This window comes from Variovorax sp. FG153 (assembly GCF_057809595.1).
Genome location: NZ_JBMDKG010000013.1, coordinates 42,368 through 58,673 on the forward strand (window position 1 = coordinate 42,368; position 16,306 = coordinate 58,673).

Consider the following 16,306-nt stretch of genomic DNA (forward strand, 5'->3'; position numbering starts at 1 on the left):
CGACTTGCATGCAAATAACACAGGAGATTTCCATGCGTCGTTTCACCCGCTCCCTGTTCGGCCAGGTCGTGCTCGCCCTGCTGATCGGCGTGGTGCTGGGCCTCGTGGCCCCGCAGTTCGCCGTCAAGCTCAAGCCGCTGGGCGACGGCTTCATCAAGCTGATCAAGATGATCATTCCCGTGCTGGTCTTCTGCGTGGTGGTGCATGGCATCGCCGGCGCGGGCGACCTCAAGCGCGTGGGCCGCGTCGGCGTGAAGGCGCTGATCTACTTCGAGGTGCTCACCACCATCGCGCTGGCGATGGGGCTGGTGCTGGCCTTCGTGTTCCAGCCCGGCGTGGGCATGAACGTCGATCCGGGCAAGCTCGACCCGGCCGCGATGAGCGCCTATGCCTCCAATGCCGACAAGCTCACGAGCGGCGGCACGGTCGAGTTCCTGATGAAGCTGATCCCCACCACGGTGGTGAACGCCTTCGCGACCGGCGATGTGCTGCAGGTGCTGCTGTTCGCGGTGCTGTTCGGCTGCGCGCTGTCGCTGCTCGGCGAGCGCGGCAAGCCGGTGGCGGTGGTGGTTGACGCGCTTTCGCTGGTGCTGTTCAAGATCATGGGCATCCTCATCAAGCTGGCGCCGCTGGGCGTGCTCGGCGCGATCGCCTTCACGGTGGGCCAGTACGGCCTGGGCTCGCTCAAGCAGCTGGGCATGCTGATCGCGCTGTTCTACCTCGCGGTGCTGCTGTTCGTGTTCGTGGTGCTGGGCTTCGTGATGCGCATGTCGGGCTTCAGCCTCTGGAAGCTGCTGCGCTACCTGCGCGAGGAGCTCGCGATCGTGTTCGCCACCACCTCGTCGGACAGCGTGCTGCCGCAGATCATGGCCAAGCTGCGCCGCATGGGCATCCGCGACTCGACGGTGGGCCTGGTGATCCCCACCGGCTACTCGTTCAACCTCGACGCCTTCTCGATCTACATCACGCTGGCGGCGGTGTTCATCGCGCAGGCCACCAACACGCCGATCACCATGGCCGACCTGCTGACGATCCTCGCGATCTCGCTGGTCACCTCCAAGGGCGCGCACGGCGTGCCGGGCTCGGCGATCGTGGTGCTGGCCGCCACCCTGCATGCGATTCCGGCCATTCCCGCGATCGGGCTGGTGCTGGTGCTGTCGGTCGACTGGTTCATGGGCATCGCGCGCGCGCTCGGCAACCTGATCGGCAACTGCGTGGCGACGGTGGCGATCGCCGCCTGGGAAGGCGACATCGACCGCGAGCGCGCCCATGCGGTGCTCGACGGCCGCGTGGCGCCCGAAGAACCGGCACTCGAGCCGGCGCTGGCAGAATCCGGCGCGCCGCTCGCCGGCGCCGCCCTCGAACGCCACTGAAGCAAGCCACCGCCGCCACCGATGAGCACCACCGAAGTCAGCCCCACCGTCATCGCCGAGCGCGTGGTCGAGGCGATCCTCGCGCAGAAGCTCGCGCCCGGCGAGCGGCTCGGCGAGCAGGCGCTGGCCGAGAACTTCGCGGTCAGCCGCACCATGGTGCGCGAGGCGCTGATGCAGCTGCAGGCGCGCGGCTTCGTCGAGGTGCAGTCGCGCCGCGGCTGGTACGTGGTCGAGCCCTCGGCCGAGGAGGCGCGCGACGCCTTCCGCGCGCGCCGCATCATCGAGTCGGGCATCCTCTCGGAGCCCGAGGGCCGGCCGCTGGCGAAGGTGATCCGCAAGCTGCGCGACCACATCGCCGACGAGCAGCGCGCGGTGGAAGGCGCCGATGCCGCCACCCGCGCCTTCCTGCTGGCCGACTTCCACGTCTGCCTGGCCGAGCAGCTCGGCCACCAGTTGCTGGTCGACGTGCTGCGCGACCTGACGGCGCGCACCACGCTTGCGGCCACGCTCTACCAGTCGAAGCACGAGGCCGGCCAGTCCTGCGCCGACCACGAGGCGATCGTGGCCGCGCTCGAGAACGGCGACCGGCCGCGCGCGCGCAGCCTGATGCTGGCGCACATCGGCAACGTCGAGCGCGCGCTCGAGGTCGAAGCCAGCGCCGAACCCGATGCCTCGGCGCGGCTGCGCGCCACGCTCGCGCCGGTGGCCTTGCCGCGCGCCAAGCGCTGAGAACCGTGCATTAGGTCCGCGCCGGCCGCTGGCGAGGGCGCACGAAGGGGCCGGCGACTACAAAAGCGGCCCGGCGCGCTCGGCTACAGTCCGGGACAACCATGAATTCTCCCCAACTCCAGCGCGGCGTGTTCCTCGCCCTGCTCGCCGTCGTCACCGTCGCTTTCCTGTGGGTGCTGATGCCGTTCTTCGGCGCGGTGCTCTGGGGCGTGGCGCTCGCGATCCTGTTCACGCCGCTCTACAAGTGGCTGCTCAGGAAGATGCGCGGCAAGCCGAACGCGGCGGCGCTGTCCACGCTCGCGATCTGCCTGGTGATCGTGATCCTGCCGCTGGCGATGATCGGCGTGTCGCTGGTGCAGGAAGTGGCGCTGGTCACGCAGAACATCCGCTCGGGGCAGATCAACTTCGCGGCCTACTTCCAGCAGATCCTGGCCGCCACGCCGCAGTGGCTGCTCAACCTCGTCGAGCGCTTCAACCTCGGCGACGCGGCCGCCTGGCAGGCGCGCATCTCGGCCATCGCCGGCCAGGGCAGCCAGCTGATCGCGAGCCAGGCGCTGGCGATCGGACAGAACACTTTCGACTTCGTGGTCAGCTTCTTCGTGATGCTGTACCTGCTCTATTTCCTGGTGCGCGATGGCGCCGAACTGTCGAAGAAGGTGCGCGACGCGCTGCCGCTGGCCAAGCCGCACACGCACTACCTGCTCAACAAGTTCACCACCGTGATCCGCGCCACCATCAAGGGCAACGTGGCGGTGGCGGTGGCGCAGGGCACGCTGGGCGGACTGGCCTTCTGGTTCCTCGGCGTGCAGGGCGCGCTGCTGTGGGCGGTGCTGATGGCCTTCCTGTCGCTGCTGCCGGCGGTGGGCGCGGCGCTGATCTGGGGCCCGGTGGCGATCTACTTCCTCGCCACCGGCCACTTCTGGCAGGGCGGCATCCTGATCTTCGTCGGCGTGTTCGTGATCGGCCTGGTCGACAACATCCTGCGCCCGGTGCTGGTGGGCAAGGACACGCAGATGCCCGACTACATCGTGCTGATGTCCACCATCGGCGGCATGGCGATCTTCGGCATCAACGGCTTCGTGATCGGGCCGGTGGTGGCGGCGCTGTTCATGGCGGCGTGGAGCCTGTTCGCCGATTCGGGGCATGTGGGAACGGGCCACGAGACCCCGGAAGCGGACGGCGAGGAAGGTCGCCGCAAGAATCCTCACAAGCATTGAGGACACAGCGAGCGCCGGCCGTTCGCGCCGGCCCTCGCGCATTTCGCGCGTGCATTCGCGCATTCCGTCGCATGGCGGTGGGCAGCATCCGCCGCCTTTGGGATCGTCGGGTCTTCCATCCACCACGACGAGGACCGCCATGCACCTTCCCGCTTTCCTGCCCCGCCCGGCCGCGCGCACCCTGTACGCCGCGACCGCCGTCGCCGCCCTCGCGGCCGCCACCTTCGTCCCGCTGAGCGCGCGGGCCGCCGACCTCAGCCTGAACGTGGCCGACGGCCCCGCGACCGAGGCCACGCTCTACATCGCGCTGTACGCCGATGCCGCCAGCTTCGGCGCCAGCAAGCCGCTGGCCTCGCAGAGCCTGCCGCTGCGCGAGGGCAAGGCGCGCGTGGTGTTCGCGGGTCTGCCGCCGGGCCGCTATGCGGTGCGCGCCTATGCCGACGAGAACGGCAACGGCAAGCTCGACACCAACCTCGTGGGCCTGCCGACCGAGCGTTACGGCTTCTCGAACGATGCCAGGGGCAAGCTCGGCGCGCCCGACTTCGAGGCCGCGGCGATCGGCGTCGACGCCGACCTGCAGAGCGCCATCCACCTGCGCTGAGGAGGCCGCCATGCAACGACGCGAACTGCTGCGCCTGCTGGCCGGCACCGGCGCCCTGCCCCTGCTCGCGCCCTGGGCCCGAGCGGCGGGCGCGGCCGGCGAGGAGAACTGGCAGACCCAGTTCGAGGCCGCCGACGCCCCCTGGAAGATCGGCTTCGCCACCCCGCCCGGCGACCTGCCGCCGACCCGCGCCACGGTGCGCGGGCGCTTTCCCGACGCGGTGGCCGGCACGCTGTTCCGTGTCGGCCCCACCGGCCACGACCTCGGCGGCGAGCGCTACCACCACTGGTTCGACGGCGACGGCATGGTGCACCGCTTCGCGATCGCGGGCGGCGAGGTGCTGCACCAGGGCCGCTACGTGGCCACGCCCAAGCGCGTGGCCGAGCTGCGCGCCGGGCGCCGGCTGGTCGAGGCCTTCGGCACCGTGCCGCCGGGCGCGGAGCCGCCGGCCTCGCCCGACGCGATGAACGTCGCCAACACCAGCGTGCTGCCGCTGCAGGGCGAGGTGCTGGCGCTGTGGGAAGGCGGCTCGGCCACGCGCCTCGATGCGCGCACGCTCGACACGCTGGGCCTGAAGACCTGGCGCGCCGACCTCGCGGGCATGCCGTTCTCGGCCCATCCGAAGGTGGACCCCGACGGCACGGTGTGGAACTTCGGCGTGAGCTCGGGCGCGAGCCTGCTCGCGCTCTACGAGATCGCGCCCGAGGGCACGCTGCGCCGCGCCGCCGCGGTGCCGGTGCCCGACCTGCCGATGGTCCACGACTTCGCCGTGACCGAGCGGCACCTGGTGTTCCTGATGCCGCCGCTGGTCTACGACGGCAAGCGCAAGGAGGCCGGTGCCAGCTTCCTCGACGCCCATGTCTGGCGGCCCGAGCTCGGCATGCGCGCGCTGGTGGTCGACAAGCGCGACTGGGAGCGGCGCCAGCTGCTGACCCTGCCGGCCGGCTTCCTGTTCCATGTCGGCAATGCCTGGGAGGAAGACACGCCGCGCGGCCCGCGCATCCACATCGACTACGTGCGCACCGAGGACGCCGAATCGGTGTTCACGACCAACCGCGAGCTGATGCGCGCACGCCGCGTGCGCCAGAACGAGCCGCGCCTGACCGTCGCCACGCTCGACCTGGCCGCCGGCCGGGCCACGCAGAAGGTGCTGCCGCAGGAGGCCGAGTTCCCGCGCATCGATCCGCGCCGCGTCGGCCTGCGCCATCGGCAGGTGATCCATGCCACGCTGACGCGGCCCGACGTGCCGGGCTTCCAGGCGGTGGCGCGCACCGACGTCGAGAGCGGCCGCAGCGAGCGCTTCGTCCACGGCGCGCAGTCGATCGTCGAGGAGCATGTGTTCGTGCCCGACGGCAGAAAGCCGGGCTGGGTGCTGGGCACCTCGCTCGACTTCGGCCGCAGGTGCACGGTGCTGTCCTGCTTCGCGGCCGACCATCTCGCGGCGGGGCCGGTGGCGCAGGCCACGCTGCCTTACGCGCTACCGCTGGGGCTGCACGGGGCTTTCGTGAAGGCCTGAGGCGCGAGGGACGCCGTCAGGCGTCCCACCAGCCTTCATCGAAACGCCCCTGCAGGAAGGCCACGAAGCTCGACACCTTGCCCGGCACCAGCTTGGGCGAGGGAAAGACAGCGTGGATCTCCTGCTCGGGCAGCGCATGGTCGGCCAGCACCGCGCGCACCTTGCCCGCGGCCAGCGATTCGCTGGCCACGTAGCGCGGCATCAGCGCGATGCCCAGGCCGTCTCGCGCGGCCGCCAGCACGGCCGAGAGGTTGTTGGAACGGAAGCGCCCCGACACCGGCACCGTCACCGGCTCGCCCTTGGGCGTGTGCATGCGCCAGAACTCGTCGCCCACCACGCTGCTGTAGATCAGCGCCACGTGCGCGCTCAGGTCCTGCGCGCGCCTGGGTGTGCCGTGCTTCTTGAGGTAGGCCGGCGAGGCGACCATGGCCCAGGGGTTGGCACCCAGGTAGCGCGCGCCCAGCGAGGAATCGGCCAGCTTGCCCATGCGCACCGCCACGTCGATGCCCTGCGCGATCAGGTCCACGTAGCGGTCCTCGAAGCTCAGGTCGATCTGCACCTGCGGATACCGGCGCATGTACTCGAGCGCGAGCGGCACCACCACGCGGCGGCCGAAGGCCACCGAGGTGCCGACGCGCAGCAGGCCCTGGGCCTGGTTCTGGCGCAGCTGCACCACGCTGTCGGCCTCCTCGGCGTCGCGCACGATCAACTTGCACTTCTCGTAGTAGAGCGCGCCGGGCTCGGTGAGGCTCACGCCGCGCGTGTTGCGGTTGAGCAGCCTTACTTTCAGGCGCGCCTCGGTGGCGGCGATCTGCTTGGTCACCGTGGGCTGGGTGGTGTGGAACTCGAGCGCGGCCTTCGAGAAGCTGCCGGTCTCCACCACGCGCACGAACATTTCCATTGCCAGCAACCGGTCCATCGCCACTCCTTCGGATCGCCGCCATCCTAATCACTTATTCCGCAATGGAATAGGTTTTATGGTCCCGTGCCGTCTTCTTGGAATCCGCCCCGCTTCCTACAGTGGACCCAAGCTTTTAAGGAGACTTTCAATGGCAAAGATGACCGCGGTCCAGGCCGCCGTGCTGGTGATGGAGAAGGAGGGCGTGACGCAGGCCTTCGGCGTGCCCGGTGCCGCCATCAACCCGATGTACTCGGCGCTGCGGCAACGCGGCAGCATCGCGCACATCCTCGCGCGCCACGTCGAGGGCGCCTCGCACATGGCCGAGGGCTACACCCGCGCCGTCGCCGGCAACATCGGCGTGTGCATCGGCACCTCGGGCCCCGCGGGCACCGACATGATCACGGGCCTGTACTCGGCCTGGGCCGACTCGATCCCGATCCTGTGCATCACCGGCCAGGCACCGCGCGCGCGCCTCTACAAGGAAGACTTCCAGGCGGTCGACATCGAATCGATCTCCAAGCCGGTCACCAAGTGGTCGGTGACGGTGCGCGAACCCGGCCAGGTGCCGCAGGTGTTCCAGCAGGCCTTCCACCTGATGCGCTCGGGCCGCCCGGGCCCGGTGCTGATCGACCTGCCCTTCGACGTGCAGATGGCGCAGATCGAGTTCGACATCGACAGCTACGAACCGCTCAAACCCTACAAGCCGGCCGCGAGCCGCGCGCAGATCGAGCGCGCGATCGAGATGCTGAATGCGGCCGAGCGCCCGCTGATCGTGGCCGGCGGCGGCGTCATCAATGCCGACGCGAGCGAACTGCTGGTGCGCTTCGCCGAAGCCACCGGCGTGCCCGTGATTCCCACGCTGATGGGCTGGGGCTCGATCCCCGACGACCATCCGCTGATGGCCGGCATGTGCGGCCTGCAGACCAGCCACCGCTACGGCAACGCCACCATGCTGGCCTCCGACTTCGTGCTGGGCATCGGCAACCGCTGGGCCAACCGCCACACCGGCTCGGTCGACGTCTACACCAAGGGCCGCAAGTTCGTGCACGTGGACATCGAGCCCACGCAGATCGGCCGCGTGTTCACGCCCGACTTCGGCATCGTCTCCGATGCCAAGGCCGCGCTCGAGCTGTTCGTGCAGGTGGCCGAGGAGATGAAGGCCGCGGGCCGGCTGCCGAGCCGCCGCGAGTGGGCCAACGCTTGCATCGAGCGCAAGAGGACCATGCTGCGCAAGACCAACTTCGACGAAGTGCCGATGAAGCCGCAGCGCGTGTACCAGTGCATGAACAACAACTTCGACAACGACACCTGCTACGTCAGCACCATCGGGCTGTCGCAGATCGCCGCGGCGCAGTTCCTGCACGTCTACAACCCGCGCCACTGGATCAACTGCGGCCAGGCCGGCCCGCTGGGCTGGACCATTCCCGCCGCGCTCGGCGTGCGCGCGGCCGACCCCACGCGCAAGATCGTCGCGCTCTCGGGCGACTACGACTTCCAGTTCATGATCGAGGAGCTCGCGGTGGGCGCGCAGTTCAAGCTGCCCTACATCCACATCGTGGTCAACAACTCCTACCTCGGCCTGATCCGCCAGGCGCAGCGCGGCTTCGAGATGGACTACTGCGTGCAGCTGGCCTTCGACAACATCAACGCGGGCCCCGACGCCGGCATCGAGAGCAGCTACGGCGTGGACCACATGAAAGTGGTCGAGGGCCTGGGCTGCAAGGCGATCCGCGTCAACCGCCAGGAAGAGATCGCCCCCGCGATCCGCCGCGCCGAGGCGCTGATGGCCGAGCACGGCGTGCCGGTGGTGATCGAGGTGATGCTCGAGCGCGTGACCAACATCGCGATGGGCACCGAGATCGACAACATCACCGAGTTCGAGCCGCTCGCGGAGACGCCGGCCGATGCGCCCACCGCAGTGGCGGCGGTGCTGCTGGACTGAATGCGGGCAGCCGGACGCAGAGGACGCGAAGGTTTCGCGAAGGACGCCAAAGGAATTCAAGAAAACTCTTGTGGCTGTTCTTTCGCGAACTTCGCGGAACCTTTGCGTCCTTCGCGTCCGGAAGTCCGATCCCGATTTGACTTGCTTTGATTGAGAGACCCCCATGCCCAAGTTCGCAGCCAATCTCACCATGCTCTTCACCGAGCTGCCGTTCCTGCAGCGCTTCGAGGCCGCCGCCAAGGCGGGCTTCGAGGCGGTGGAGTACCTGTTCCCCTACCCCTTCGAGAAGAAGGACCTCACCGCCGCGCTGCGCGCCAACGGCCTCGTGCAGGTGCTGCACAACCTGCCGGCCGGCGACTGGGACAAGGGCGAGCGCGGCATCGCCTGCCATCCGGACCGCACCGGCGAGTTCCGCGAAGGCATCGCGATGGCCATCGAATACGCCACGGCCCTCGGCTGCCCGCAGGTCAACTGCCTGGTCGGCAAGGTGCCGGCCGGCGTGAGCCACGACATCGCCCACCGCACGGTGGTCGAGAACCTGCGCCTCGCGGCTTCCGAGCTCGAGGCGGCGGGCATCCGCCTCTTGATCGAGCCGATCAACCCCTTCGACATTCCCGGCTTCTTCCTCAACCGCACCGAGCAGGCGATCGCGCTGATCGACGAGGTGGGCTCGGCCAACCTGCGCGTGCAGTACGACATCTACCACGCGCAGCGCACCGAGGGCGAGCTGGGCAACACGCTCACGAAGCACTTCGCGCGCATCGGCCACATCCAGCTGGCCGACAACCCGGGCCGCGGCGAGCCGGGCACGGGCGAGATCAACTACCCGTGGCTGTTCCAGCACATCGACGCGCTCGGCTACGACGGCTTCATCGGCTGCGAATACAAGCCGCGCGCCACCACCGTCGAAGGCCTGGGCTGGCGCGAGGCGCTGACCCGCGCGCAGTGAACGACGACACGACAAGATTCAAGGAAACCCAAGACATGACGCAACAAGCATCGCAACGCATCGGATTCATCGGCCTGGGCATCATGGGCGCGCCCATGGCGGGCCACCTGCTCGAGGCCGGCCACCAGCTGTTCGTGAACACGCACGGCAACACGCCCGAGCCCTTCATCTCGCGCGCCACCATCTGCGCCTCGCCGGTCGAGGTCGCACGCCAGGCCGACATCGTGTTCGTGATGGTGCCCGACACGCCCGACGTGGAGAAGGTGCTGTTCGGCGAACCGGGCCGCGACGGCGTGGCCGCGGGCCTGAGCAAGGGCAAGATCGTGGTGGACTGCAGCTCGATCGACCCGATCGCCACCAAGGGCTTCGCGCAGCGCATCGAGGCGCTGGGCTGCGGCTACATCGACGCGCCGGTCTCGGGCGGCGAGGTGGGCGCCAAGGCCGCGAGCCTCACGATCATGTGCGGCGGCGACGAGGGCACCTTCGGCCGCGTGCGCCCGCTGCTCGAGAAGATGGGCAAGAACGTGACGCTGGTGGGCGGCGTGGGCGACGGCCAGGTCTGCAAGGTGGCCAACCAGATCATCGTGGCGCTGAACATCGCGGCCGTGGGCGAGGCGCTGCTGTTCGCGAGCAAGGCCGGCGCCGATCCGGCCAAGGTGCGCCAGGCGCTGATGGGCGGCTTCGCGAGCTCGCGCATCCTCGAGGTGCATGGCGAACGCATGATCAAGCGCACCTTCGCGCCGGGCTTCCGCATCTCGCTGCACCAGAAGGACCTGAACCTCGCGCTGCAGAGCGCGCGTTCGCTGGGCGTGGCGCTGCCGCAGACGGCCGGCGCGGCGCAACTGATGAACGCCTGCGCGGCACTGGGCCACGGGCAGCAGGACCACTCGGCGCTGGTGCGCGCGCTGGAAGCGCTGGCGCAGCACACGGTGGCGCCGGACTGAAACCGTCGAAATCGGGCAGCCGGACGCAGAGGACGCAAAGATTTCGCGAAGAACGCGAAAGGGACCGAAGACAACTTTGAGATTTCTTTTGCGTCTTTCGCGAAACCTTCGCGTCCTCTGCGTCCGGAAGTCCGCTCCCTACTTCGCCGCCTCCAGCGACTCCTTGAGGTTGCGCCGCCGCCAGGCCCAGGTCTTGATGGCCTGCGGCAGGATGCCGAGGCAGGAAGCGTAGTAGGTCACCTTGAAGCCCCAGAAGCGCGGGCCGATGGGGGTGTCGCGGAACAGGTCGCCGGCCAGGATCGACAGCAGCGCCTCCTGCATGCGCCAGACGTTGCGCGGCGCCATGAACAGGCGCCGGATCGCTGGCGAGGTGATGCGGTAGATGAACCACGAGAACATCTTCGGACCGCGCTTCATGACCTTTTCGTAGTGGCGGAACGCGCGCTCGGCCTCCCTGGCCTCGCCGCGCAGCCACAGGTCGGCGGCCGTCGCGGCCTCGAAGCCGCTATTCATCGCGAGGTAGACGCCCGAGGAGAACATCGGGTCGACGAAGGCATAGGCGTCGCCCACCATCATGAAGCGGTCGCCGCGGCAGAACTTGGAGTCGTAGGCGTAGTTGCCGGTGGCGGTGGCGCCCTCCATCAGCGTGGCGTTCTTCAATCGCGCGGCCAGCTTGGGCGCGAGCGCGATGGTCTCCATCAGGAAGTCCTCGAGCGAGGCGCCCTGGCGGCGCTTGAAGTAGGCCGGCGAGGCCACAGCGCCGACGCTCACGGTGCCGTCCTTGAGCGGGATGTACCAGAACCAGCCGTGGTCGAACCAGAAGAGCGAGATATTGCCCTCGAAGCGGCCCGGCCGGCGCTCGGCATTGGCGAAGTGGCCGTAGAGCGCGGCGCTCGCATGCTTGCGGTTGCGCTGCTTGGCATCGAACTGGTTCGACAGCAGGGTGTCGCGCCCGCTGGCATCGATCACGAAGCGCGGGCGCCAGGCGGTCTCGGTGCCGTCGTCGGCCTTGATCTTCACCAGCGGCCGGTTGTCGGGCGTGCCCTTGCCGGCGTCCATGTCGACGCCCGTGACGCGCTGGCCCTCGAAGGTCCGCGCGCCGCGCTTGCCGGCATGGCGGAACAGCAGCTCGTCGAACTCCGAGCGGCGCACGTGCACCGCGTAGGGGAAGCTCTTGTCCATCGCCTCGCCGAAGTCGAAATGGCTGCTGTGGTCGTGCCAGGGCGAGACGAACTCGGCGCCGTGCTTGCGGATGCCGATGGCCTCGACCTCGGTGCGCACGCCGAGCCGGTCGAACAGCGGCATGTTCATCGGCAGCAGCGATTCGCCGATGTGAAAGCGCGGATGCTGCGCCTTCTCGAACAGCACCACGTCGTGGCCCTTGTCCGCGAGCAGCGCGGCCACGGTGGAACCCGAGGGCCCGCCGCCGATGACCACGACGTCGGGTTCGGTGCTGGTGAAAGGTCCGGAAGTCATTCGCTGCAAGCCTCTTGTTGTCGTTCTGTCATGTGGAGGATGAAGCCGCCCTCGCGGCAGGGCCGCAACCGGCCGGAGCGCAGTTTAGCGGCCCCCGGGGCCGCGCCGAACCCGTTCCGGCGCGCGGCCGCGGCCGCCGCGCATCCATCGGGGGCCACGCCCGCTATGGGTTCAGGCCTTTTCGGCATCGCCCTGGCAAGAAGAGGTAGCGCTTTTGCGGTAGCCTCGTTCCCCGTCAGAAACAAGGAGACTTTCCATGGCCGCCCCCCTGTCACCGGCAGAAGAAGCACTGCGCGAAGCTGCCCGTGAATACCACCGCTCGCCCGTCAAGGGCAAGATCTCGATCACCCCGACCAAGCCCCTGCTGAACCAGCGCGACCTGTCGCTGGCCTATTCGCCGGGCGTGGCCTATCCCTGCCTCGACATCGCGGCCGATCCGGCCACCGCCGCCGAATACACCGCGCGCGGCAACCTGGTGGGCGTGGTCACCAACGGCACGGCCGTGCTGGGCCTGGGCAACATCGGCCCGCTGGCCGCCAAGCCCGTGATGGAAGGCAAGGGCTGCCTGTTCAAGAAGTTCGCCGGCATCGACGTGTTCGACATCGAACTGGCCGAGACCGACCCCGACAAGCTGGTCGAGATCATCGCGGCGCTCGAGCCCACGCTGGGCGGCATCAACCTCGAGGACATCAAGGCGCCCGAGTGCTTCTACATCGAGAAGAAGCTGCGCGAGCGCATGAACATCCCGGTGTTCCACGACGACCAGCACGGCACGGCCATCATCTCGGCCGCCGCGCTGATCAACGGCCTGGAACTGGTCGACAAGAAGATCGAGGACGTGAAGATCGCCGTCTCGGGCGCGGGCGCCGCCGCCATCGCCTGCCTCGACGTGATGGTGGGCCTGGGCGTGAAGCCCGCCAACATCCACGCCTGCGACTCCAAGGGCCTGATCTACACCGGCCGCGCGGGCGGCTTCGACGAATCGAAGGCGCGCTACGCGCAGCCCGACACCGGCGCGCGCACGCTGGCCGACGTGGTGAAGGACGCCGACGTGTTCCTCGGCTGCTCGGCCCCGGGCGTGATGACGGCCGACATGGTCAAGACCATGGCGCGCCAGCCGATCATCCTGGCGCTGGCCAATCCCGAGCCCGAGATCCGCCCCGAGCTCGCCAAGGCCGTGCGGCCCGACTGCATCATCGCCACCGGCCGCTCGGACTATCCGAACCAGGTCAACAACGTGCTGTGCTTCCCGTACATCTTCCGCGGCGCGCTCGACTGCGGCGCGAGCAAGATCACGGAAGAGATGAAGCTGGCCTGCGTGCGCGAGATCGCCGACCTGACCAAGGCCGACATCAGCGAGGAAGTGGCCACCGCCTACGCGGGCCAGGAACTGGCCTTCGGCCCCGACTACATCATTCCCAAGCCCTTCGATTCGCGCCTGATCCTGCGCATCGCGCCGGCCGTCGCCAAGGCCGCGCAGGCCTCGGGCGTGGCCACGCGCCCGATCGAGGACATGGAGGCCTACCGCCAGCATCTCACGCGCTTCGTCTACCAGACCGGCATGTTCATGCGCCCGGTGTTCACCGCCGCCAAGCTGGCCACCGCCAAGCGCGTGGCCTACGCCGAGGGCGAGGACGAGCGCGTGCTGCGCGCGGCCCAGTACGCGGTCGACGAAGGCATCGCGCGACCGATCCTGGTGGGTCGCCCCGCCGTGATCGAGGCCCGCATCAAGAAGGCCGGGCTGCACATCCGCCTGGGCGCCGACTTCGAGGTGGTCGACCCCGAGGACGATCCGCGCTTCCGCACCTACTGGGAGAGCTACCACAAGCTCATGGGCCGCCGCGGCATGACGCCCGAGGCCGCCAAGGCCGCGGTGCGCCGTTCGAACACCGTGATCGCCGCGCTGATGATCCACCTCGGCGACGCCGACGCGATGATCTGCGGCATGGTCGGTCGCTTCGACGCCCACCTCGAGCACATCCGCGACCTGATCGGCCTGAAGCGCGGCGCGCCCGGCTTCGCGACCCTGAACGCGCTCACGCTCGACAAGCGCACCATCTTCATCACCGACACCAACGTGAACGAGGACCCGAGCGCCGAGATGCTCGCCAGCATCGCGCTGATGGCGGCCGAGGAGATCCACCGCTTCGGCCTGCCGCCGAAGGTGGCCTTCCTCTCGCACTCGAACTACGGCAGTTCCTCGCGCGGCTCGGCGCGCAAGATGCGGCTGGCGCGCGACCTGTTCGCCCAGATGGCGCCCGACATCGAATGCGACGGCGAGATGCACGGCGACGCGGCGCTCTCGGAGGAGATCCGCCGCACCGCGCTGCCCGACAGCACGCTCTCGGGCGAGGCCAACCTGCTGGTGTGCCCGAACCTCGACTCGGCCCACATCCTCTACAACGTGCTGAAGATGACCGGCGCCAACGGCATCACGGTGGGCCCGGTGCTGCTGGGCGCCGCGAGCTCGGCGCACGTGCTCACGCCCTCGTCGACGGTGCGCCGCATCATCAACATGACGGCGCTGGCGGTGGCGAAGGTCACTGTCGACAAGTAAGCAGGAAGGCCGAGCCTGGGGCCGCGATCGCGCCCCAGCTCGGCTTCGGTGCGAACGTCCCCTGAGAATCGAAGGTTTCTCACCCTTGCGGTGCGGTTTTCCCCAGCGACGCACCGCATCGAGACGCGGGAAGGGTTCGCACCAATCACGTGCGGGCACCGTTTTTGCTTGAATCCGGAAGCATTTCACCTTCACGGAACCAAGCCCGCATGAACAAGCGCCATCTGCTCCAGTCCTTCCTCGCCGCCTCGGCCCTGAGCTTCGGCCTGCCCTCGGCCTTCGCCCAGGCCACGACGCCGATCAAGTTCCAGCTCGACTGGCGCTTCGAGGGACCGGCCGCGCTGTTCCTGCATCCGGCCGCCAAGGGCTACTTCAAGGCCGCCGGCCTCGACGTGACCATCGACGCGGGCAACGGCTCGGGCGGCACGGTCACGCGCGTGGCCTCGGGCGCCTACGACATGGGCTTCGCCGACCTCGCGGCGCTGATGGAATTCCACGCCAACAACCCCGACAGCCCGAACAAGCCGGTCGCGGTGATGATGGTCTACAACAACACGCCGGCCTCGGTCATGACGCTCAAGAAGAGCGGCATCACCAAGCCCGCCGACCTCACGGGCAAGAAGCTCGGCGCGCCGGTGTTCGACGCGGGACGCCGCGCGTTCCCGATCTTCGCCAAGGCCAACAACATCGGCACGGTCAACTGGACCGCGATGGACCCGACCCTGCGCGAGACCATGCTGATGCGCGGCGACATCGACGCCATCACCGGCTTCACCTTCACCTCGCTGCTCAACCTCGAGGCGCGCGGCGCCAAGACGGCCGACGTGGTGATCCTGCCCTACCCCGACTACGGCGTGAAGCTCTACGGCAACGTCATCATCGCCTCGCCCAAGCTCATCAAGGAGAACCCCGAGGCGGTGAAGAAATTCCTCTCGGCCTTCGCCAAGGGCGCCAAGGAAGTGATCGCCAATCCCGCGCAGGGCATCGAGTCGGTGAAGGCGCGCGACGGCATCGTCGACAGCAAGCTCGAGACGCGCCGCCTGCAGCTCGCGATCGACACCGTGATCAACAGCGCCGACGCGCGCGCCGACGGCTTCGGCGCGGTCAACGCGGGCCGCCTGTCGCTGATGGCCTCGCAGGTGTCGGATGCCTTCAACACCAAGACCCGCGTGAGCCCCGAGGCCGTGTGGACCGCCGCGCTGCTGCCGCCGGCCGCCGAACTCAGCGGAATCCTGCGCAAGTGATGGCGGACGCCGCGAACGAGGCCGCCCCCTTCGTCGACTTCCAGGACGTCTGGCTCGCCTACAACGAGGAGCTGCTGCGCGCCAACCACTTCGCGGTCGAGGCCATCGACCTGAAGGTCAGGCGCGGCGAGTTCATCGCCATCGTCGGCCCCTCGGGCTGCGGCAAGTCGACCTTCATGAAGCTCACGACCGGGCTCAAGATGCCCTCGATGGGCCGCATCCGCATCGACGGCGAGCCGGTGACCGGGCCGCTCAAGATCTCGGGCATGGCCTTCCAGGCGCCCTCGCTGCTGCCCTGGCGCACCACGGTCGACAACGTGCTGCTGCCGCTGGAGATCGTCGAGCCCTACCGCTCGAACTTCAAGGCCAAGCGCAAGGAATACGAGGACCGCGCGCGCCGCCTGCTGCAGAAGGTGGGCCTGGGCGGCTACGAGGACAAGTTCCCGTGGCAGCTCTCGGGCGGCATGCAGCAGCGCGCGAGCATCTGCCGCGCGCTGATCCACGAGCCCAAGATGCTGCTGCTCGACGAGCCCTTCGGCGCGCTCGATGCCTTCACGCGCGAGGAGCTCTGGTGCATCCTGCGCGACCTCTGGACCGAGCAGCGCTTCAACGTGATCCTGGTCACGCACGACCTGCGCGAATCGGTGTTCCTGGCCGACACGGTCTACGTGATGAGCAAGAGCCCGGGCCGCTTCGTGGTGAAGCGCGAGATCGAGCTGCCGCGCCCGCGCGAGCTCGAGCTCACCTACACCAAGGAGTTCACCGACATCGTGCTCGAGCTGCGCAGCCACATCGGCGCGATCCGCGGCAATGCCGCCGGCGCCAGCGGTGCCGCCGCGGTGGCCCACTGAGGAGCG

13 protein-coding genes are annotated in these 16,306 nt (G+C 68.8%); 11 read left to right on the top strand and 2 right to left on the bottom strand.

Going from position 1 to position 16,306, the window contains the following annotated elements:
• The first annotated feature begins 32 nt into the window (after nt 1–32).
• From ACODT0_RS16175 to ACODT0_RS16195, 5 genes are all read left to right on the top strand, one after another.
• Nucleotides 33–1,373: a C4-dicarboxylate transporter DctA gene (locus ACODT0_RS16175; RefSeq protein WP_489041715.1), complete on the top strand. Its 1,341-nt coding sequence runs from the start codon at nt 33–35 to the stop codon at nt 1,371–1,373.
• Nucleotides 1,374–1,394: 21 nt separating this feature from the next.
• The gene (locus tag ACODT0_RS16180) at nt 1,395–2,102 is read left to right on the top strand and encodes a GntR family transcriptional regulator (protein ID WP_057591554.1); all 708 of its coding nucleotides are present in this window, start codon (nt 1,395–1,397) and stop codon (nt 2,100–2,102) included.
• 101 nt (nt 2,103–2,203) lie between these two features.
• Nucleotides 2,204–3,319 carry an AI-2E family transporter gene (locus ACODT0_RS16185; RefSeq protein WP_422096135.1) on the top strand — a complete coding sequence of 372 codons (1,116 nt, stop codon included), beginning with the start codon at nt 2,204–2,206 and terminating at the stop codon, nt 3,317–3,319.
• Nucleotides 3,320–3,458: 139 nt separating this feature from the next.
• Entirely contained in the window at nt 3,459–3,920 is a 462-nt protein-coding gene (locus ACODT0_RS16190; protein WP_296724972.1) for a DUF2141 domain-containing protein, read from the top strand.
• A gap of 10 nt (nt 3,921–3,930) precedes the next feature.
• On the top strand, nt 3,931–5,436 hold the full coding sequence (locus ACODT0_RS16195; protein WP_489041716.1) for a carotenoid oxygenase family protein: 1,506 nt from the start codon (nt 3,931–3,933) through the stop codon (nt 5,434–5,436).
• 16 nt (nt 5,437–5,452) lie between these two features.
• Here ACODT0_RS16195 and ACODT0_RS16200 read toward each other — a convergent pair whose 3' ends face one another.
• Complete coding sequence (locus ACODT0_RS16200; RefSeq protein WP_489041717.1) at nt 5,453–6,355, bottom strand: LysR family transcriptional regulator; 903 nt, start codon at nt 6,353–6,355, stop codon at nt 5,453–5,455.
• Nucleotides 6,356–6,485: 130 nt separating this feature from the next.
• Here ACODT0_RS16200 and gcl point away from each other — a divergent pair, with 130 nt between their 5' ends.
• From gcl to ACODT0_RS16215, 3 genes are all read left to right on the top strand, one after another.
• The gene (gene gcl, locus ACODT0_RS16205; protein WP_057591558.1) at nt 6,486–8,279 is read left to right on the top strand and encodes a glyoxylate carboligase; all 1,794 of its coding nucleotides are present in this window, start codon (nt 6,486–6,488) and stop codon (nt 8,277–8,279) included.
• 163 nt (nt 8,280–8,442) lie between these two features.
• A complete protein-coding gene (gene hyi, locus ACODT0_RS16210; RefSeq protein WP_489041718.1) occupies nt 8,443–9,228 on the top strand; it encodes a hydroxypyruvate isomerase in 786 nt (261 codons plus the stop codon).
• A gap of 35 nt (nt 9,229–9,263) precedes the next feature.
• On the top strand, nt 9,264–10,172 hold the full coding sequence (locus ACODT0_RS16215) for a 2-hydroxy-3-oxopropionate reductase (RefSeq protein WP_057591560.1): 909 nt from the start codon (nt 9,264–9,266) through the stop codon (nt 10,170–10,172).
• Between the two features lie 138 nt (nt 10,173–10,310).
• On the opposite strand, the gene ACODT0_RS16220 is transcribed toward ACODT0_RS16215, so the two are convergent.
• Nucleotides 10,311–11,648, bottom strand: a complete 1,338-nt coding sequence (locus ACODT0_RS16220; RefSeq protein ID WP_261210763.1) for an NAD(P)/FAD-dependent oxidoreductase — start codon at nt 11,646–11,648, stop codon at nt 10,311–10,313.
• Between the two features lie 256 nt (nt 11,649–11,904).
• On the opposite strand from ACODT0_RS16220, the gene ACODT0_RS16225 reads away from it, so the two are divergent.
• The 3 genes from ACODT0_RS16225 to ACODT0_RS16235 all read left to right on the top strand — a co-directional run bounded on the left by ACODT0_RS16225 (nt 11,905) and on the right by ACODT0_RS16235 (nt 16,300).
• On the top strand, nt 11,905–14,205 hold the full coding sequence (locus tag ACODT0_RS16225; RefSeq protein ID WP_479670613.1) for an NADP-dependent malic enzyme: 2,301 nt from the start codon (nt 11,905–11,907) through the stop codon (nt 14,203–14,205).
• A 209-nt stretch (nt 14,206–14,414) separates the two neighbouring features.
• Nucleotides 14,415–15,449 carry an ABC transporter substrate-binding protein gene (locus ACODT0_RS16230; protein WP_057591563.1) on the top strand — a complete coding sequence of 345 codons (1,035 nt, stop codon included), beginning with the start codon at nt 14,415–14,417 and terminating at the stop codon, nt 15,447–15,449.
• The gene (locus ACODT0_RS16235) at nt 15,449–16,300 is read left to right on the top strand and encodes an ABC transporter ATP-binding protein (RefSeq protein WP_261210761.1); all 852 of its coding nucleotides are present in this window, start codon (nt 15,449–15,451) and stop codon (nt 16,298–16,300) included. The genes ACODT0_RS16230 and ACODT0_RS16235 overlap by 1 nt, the downstream gene beginning before the upstream one ends.
• Nucleotides 16,301–16,306: the final 6 nt, after the last annotated feature.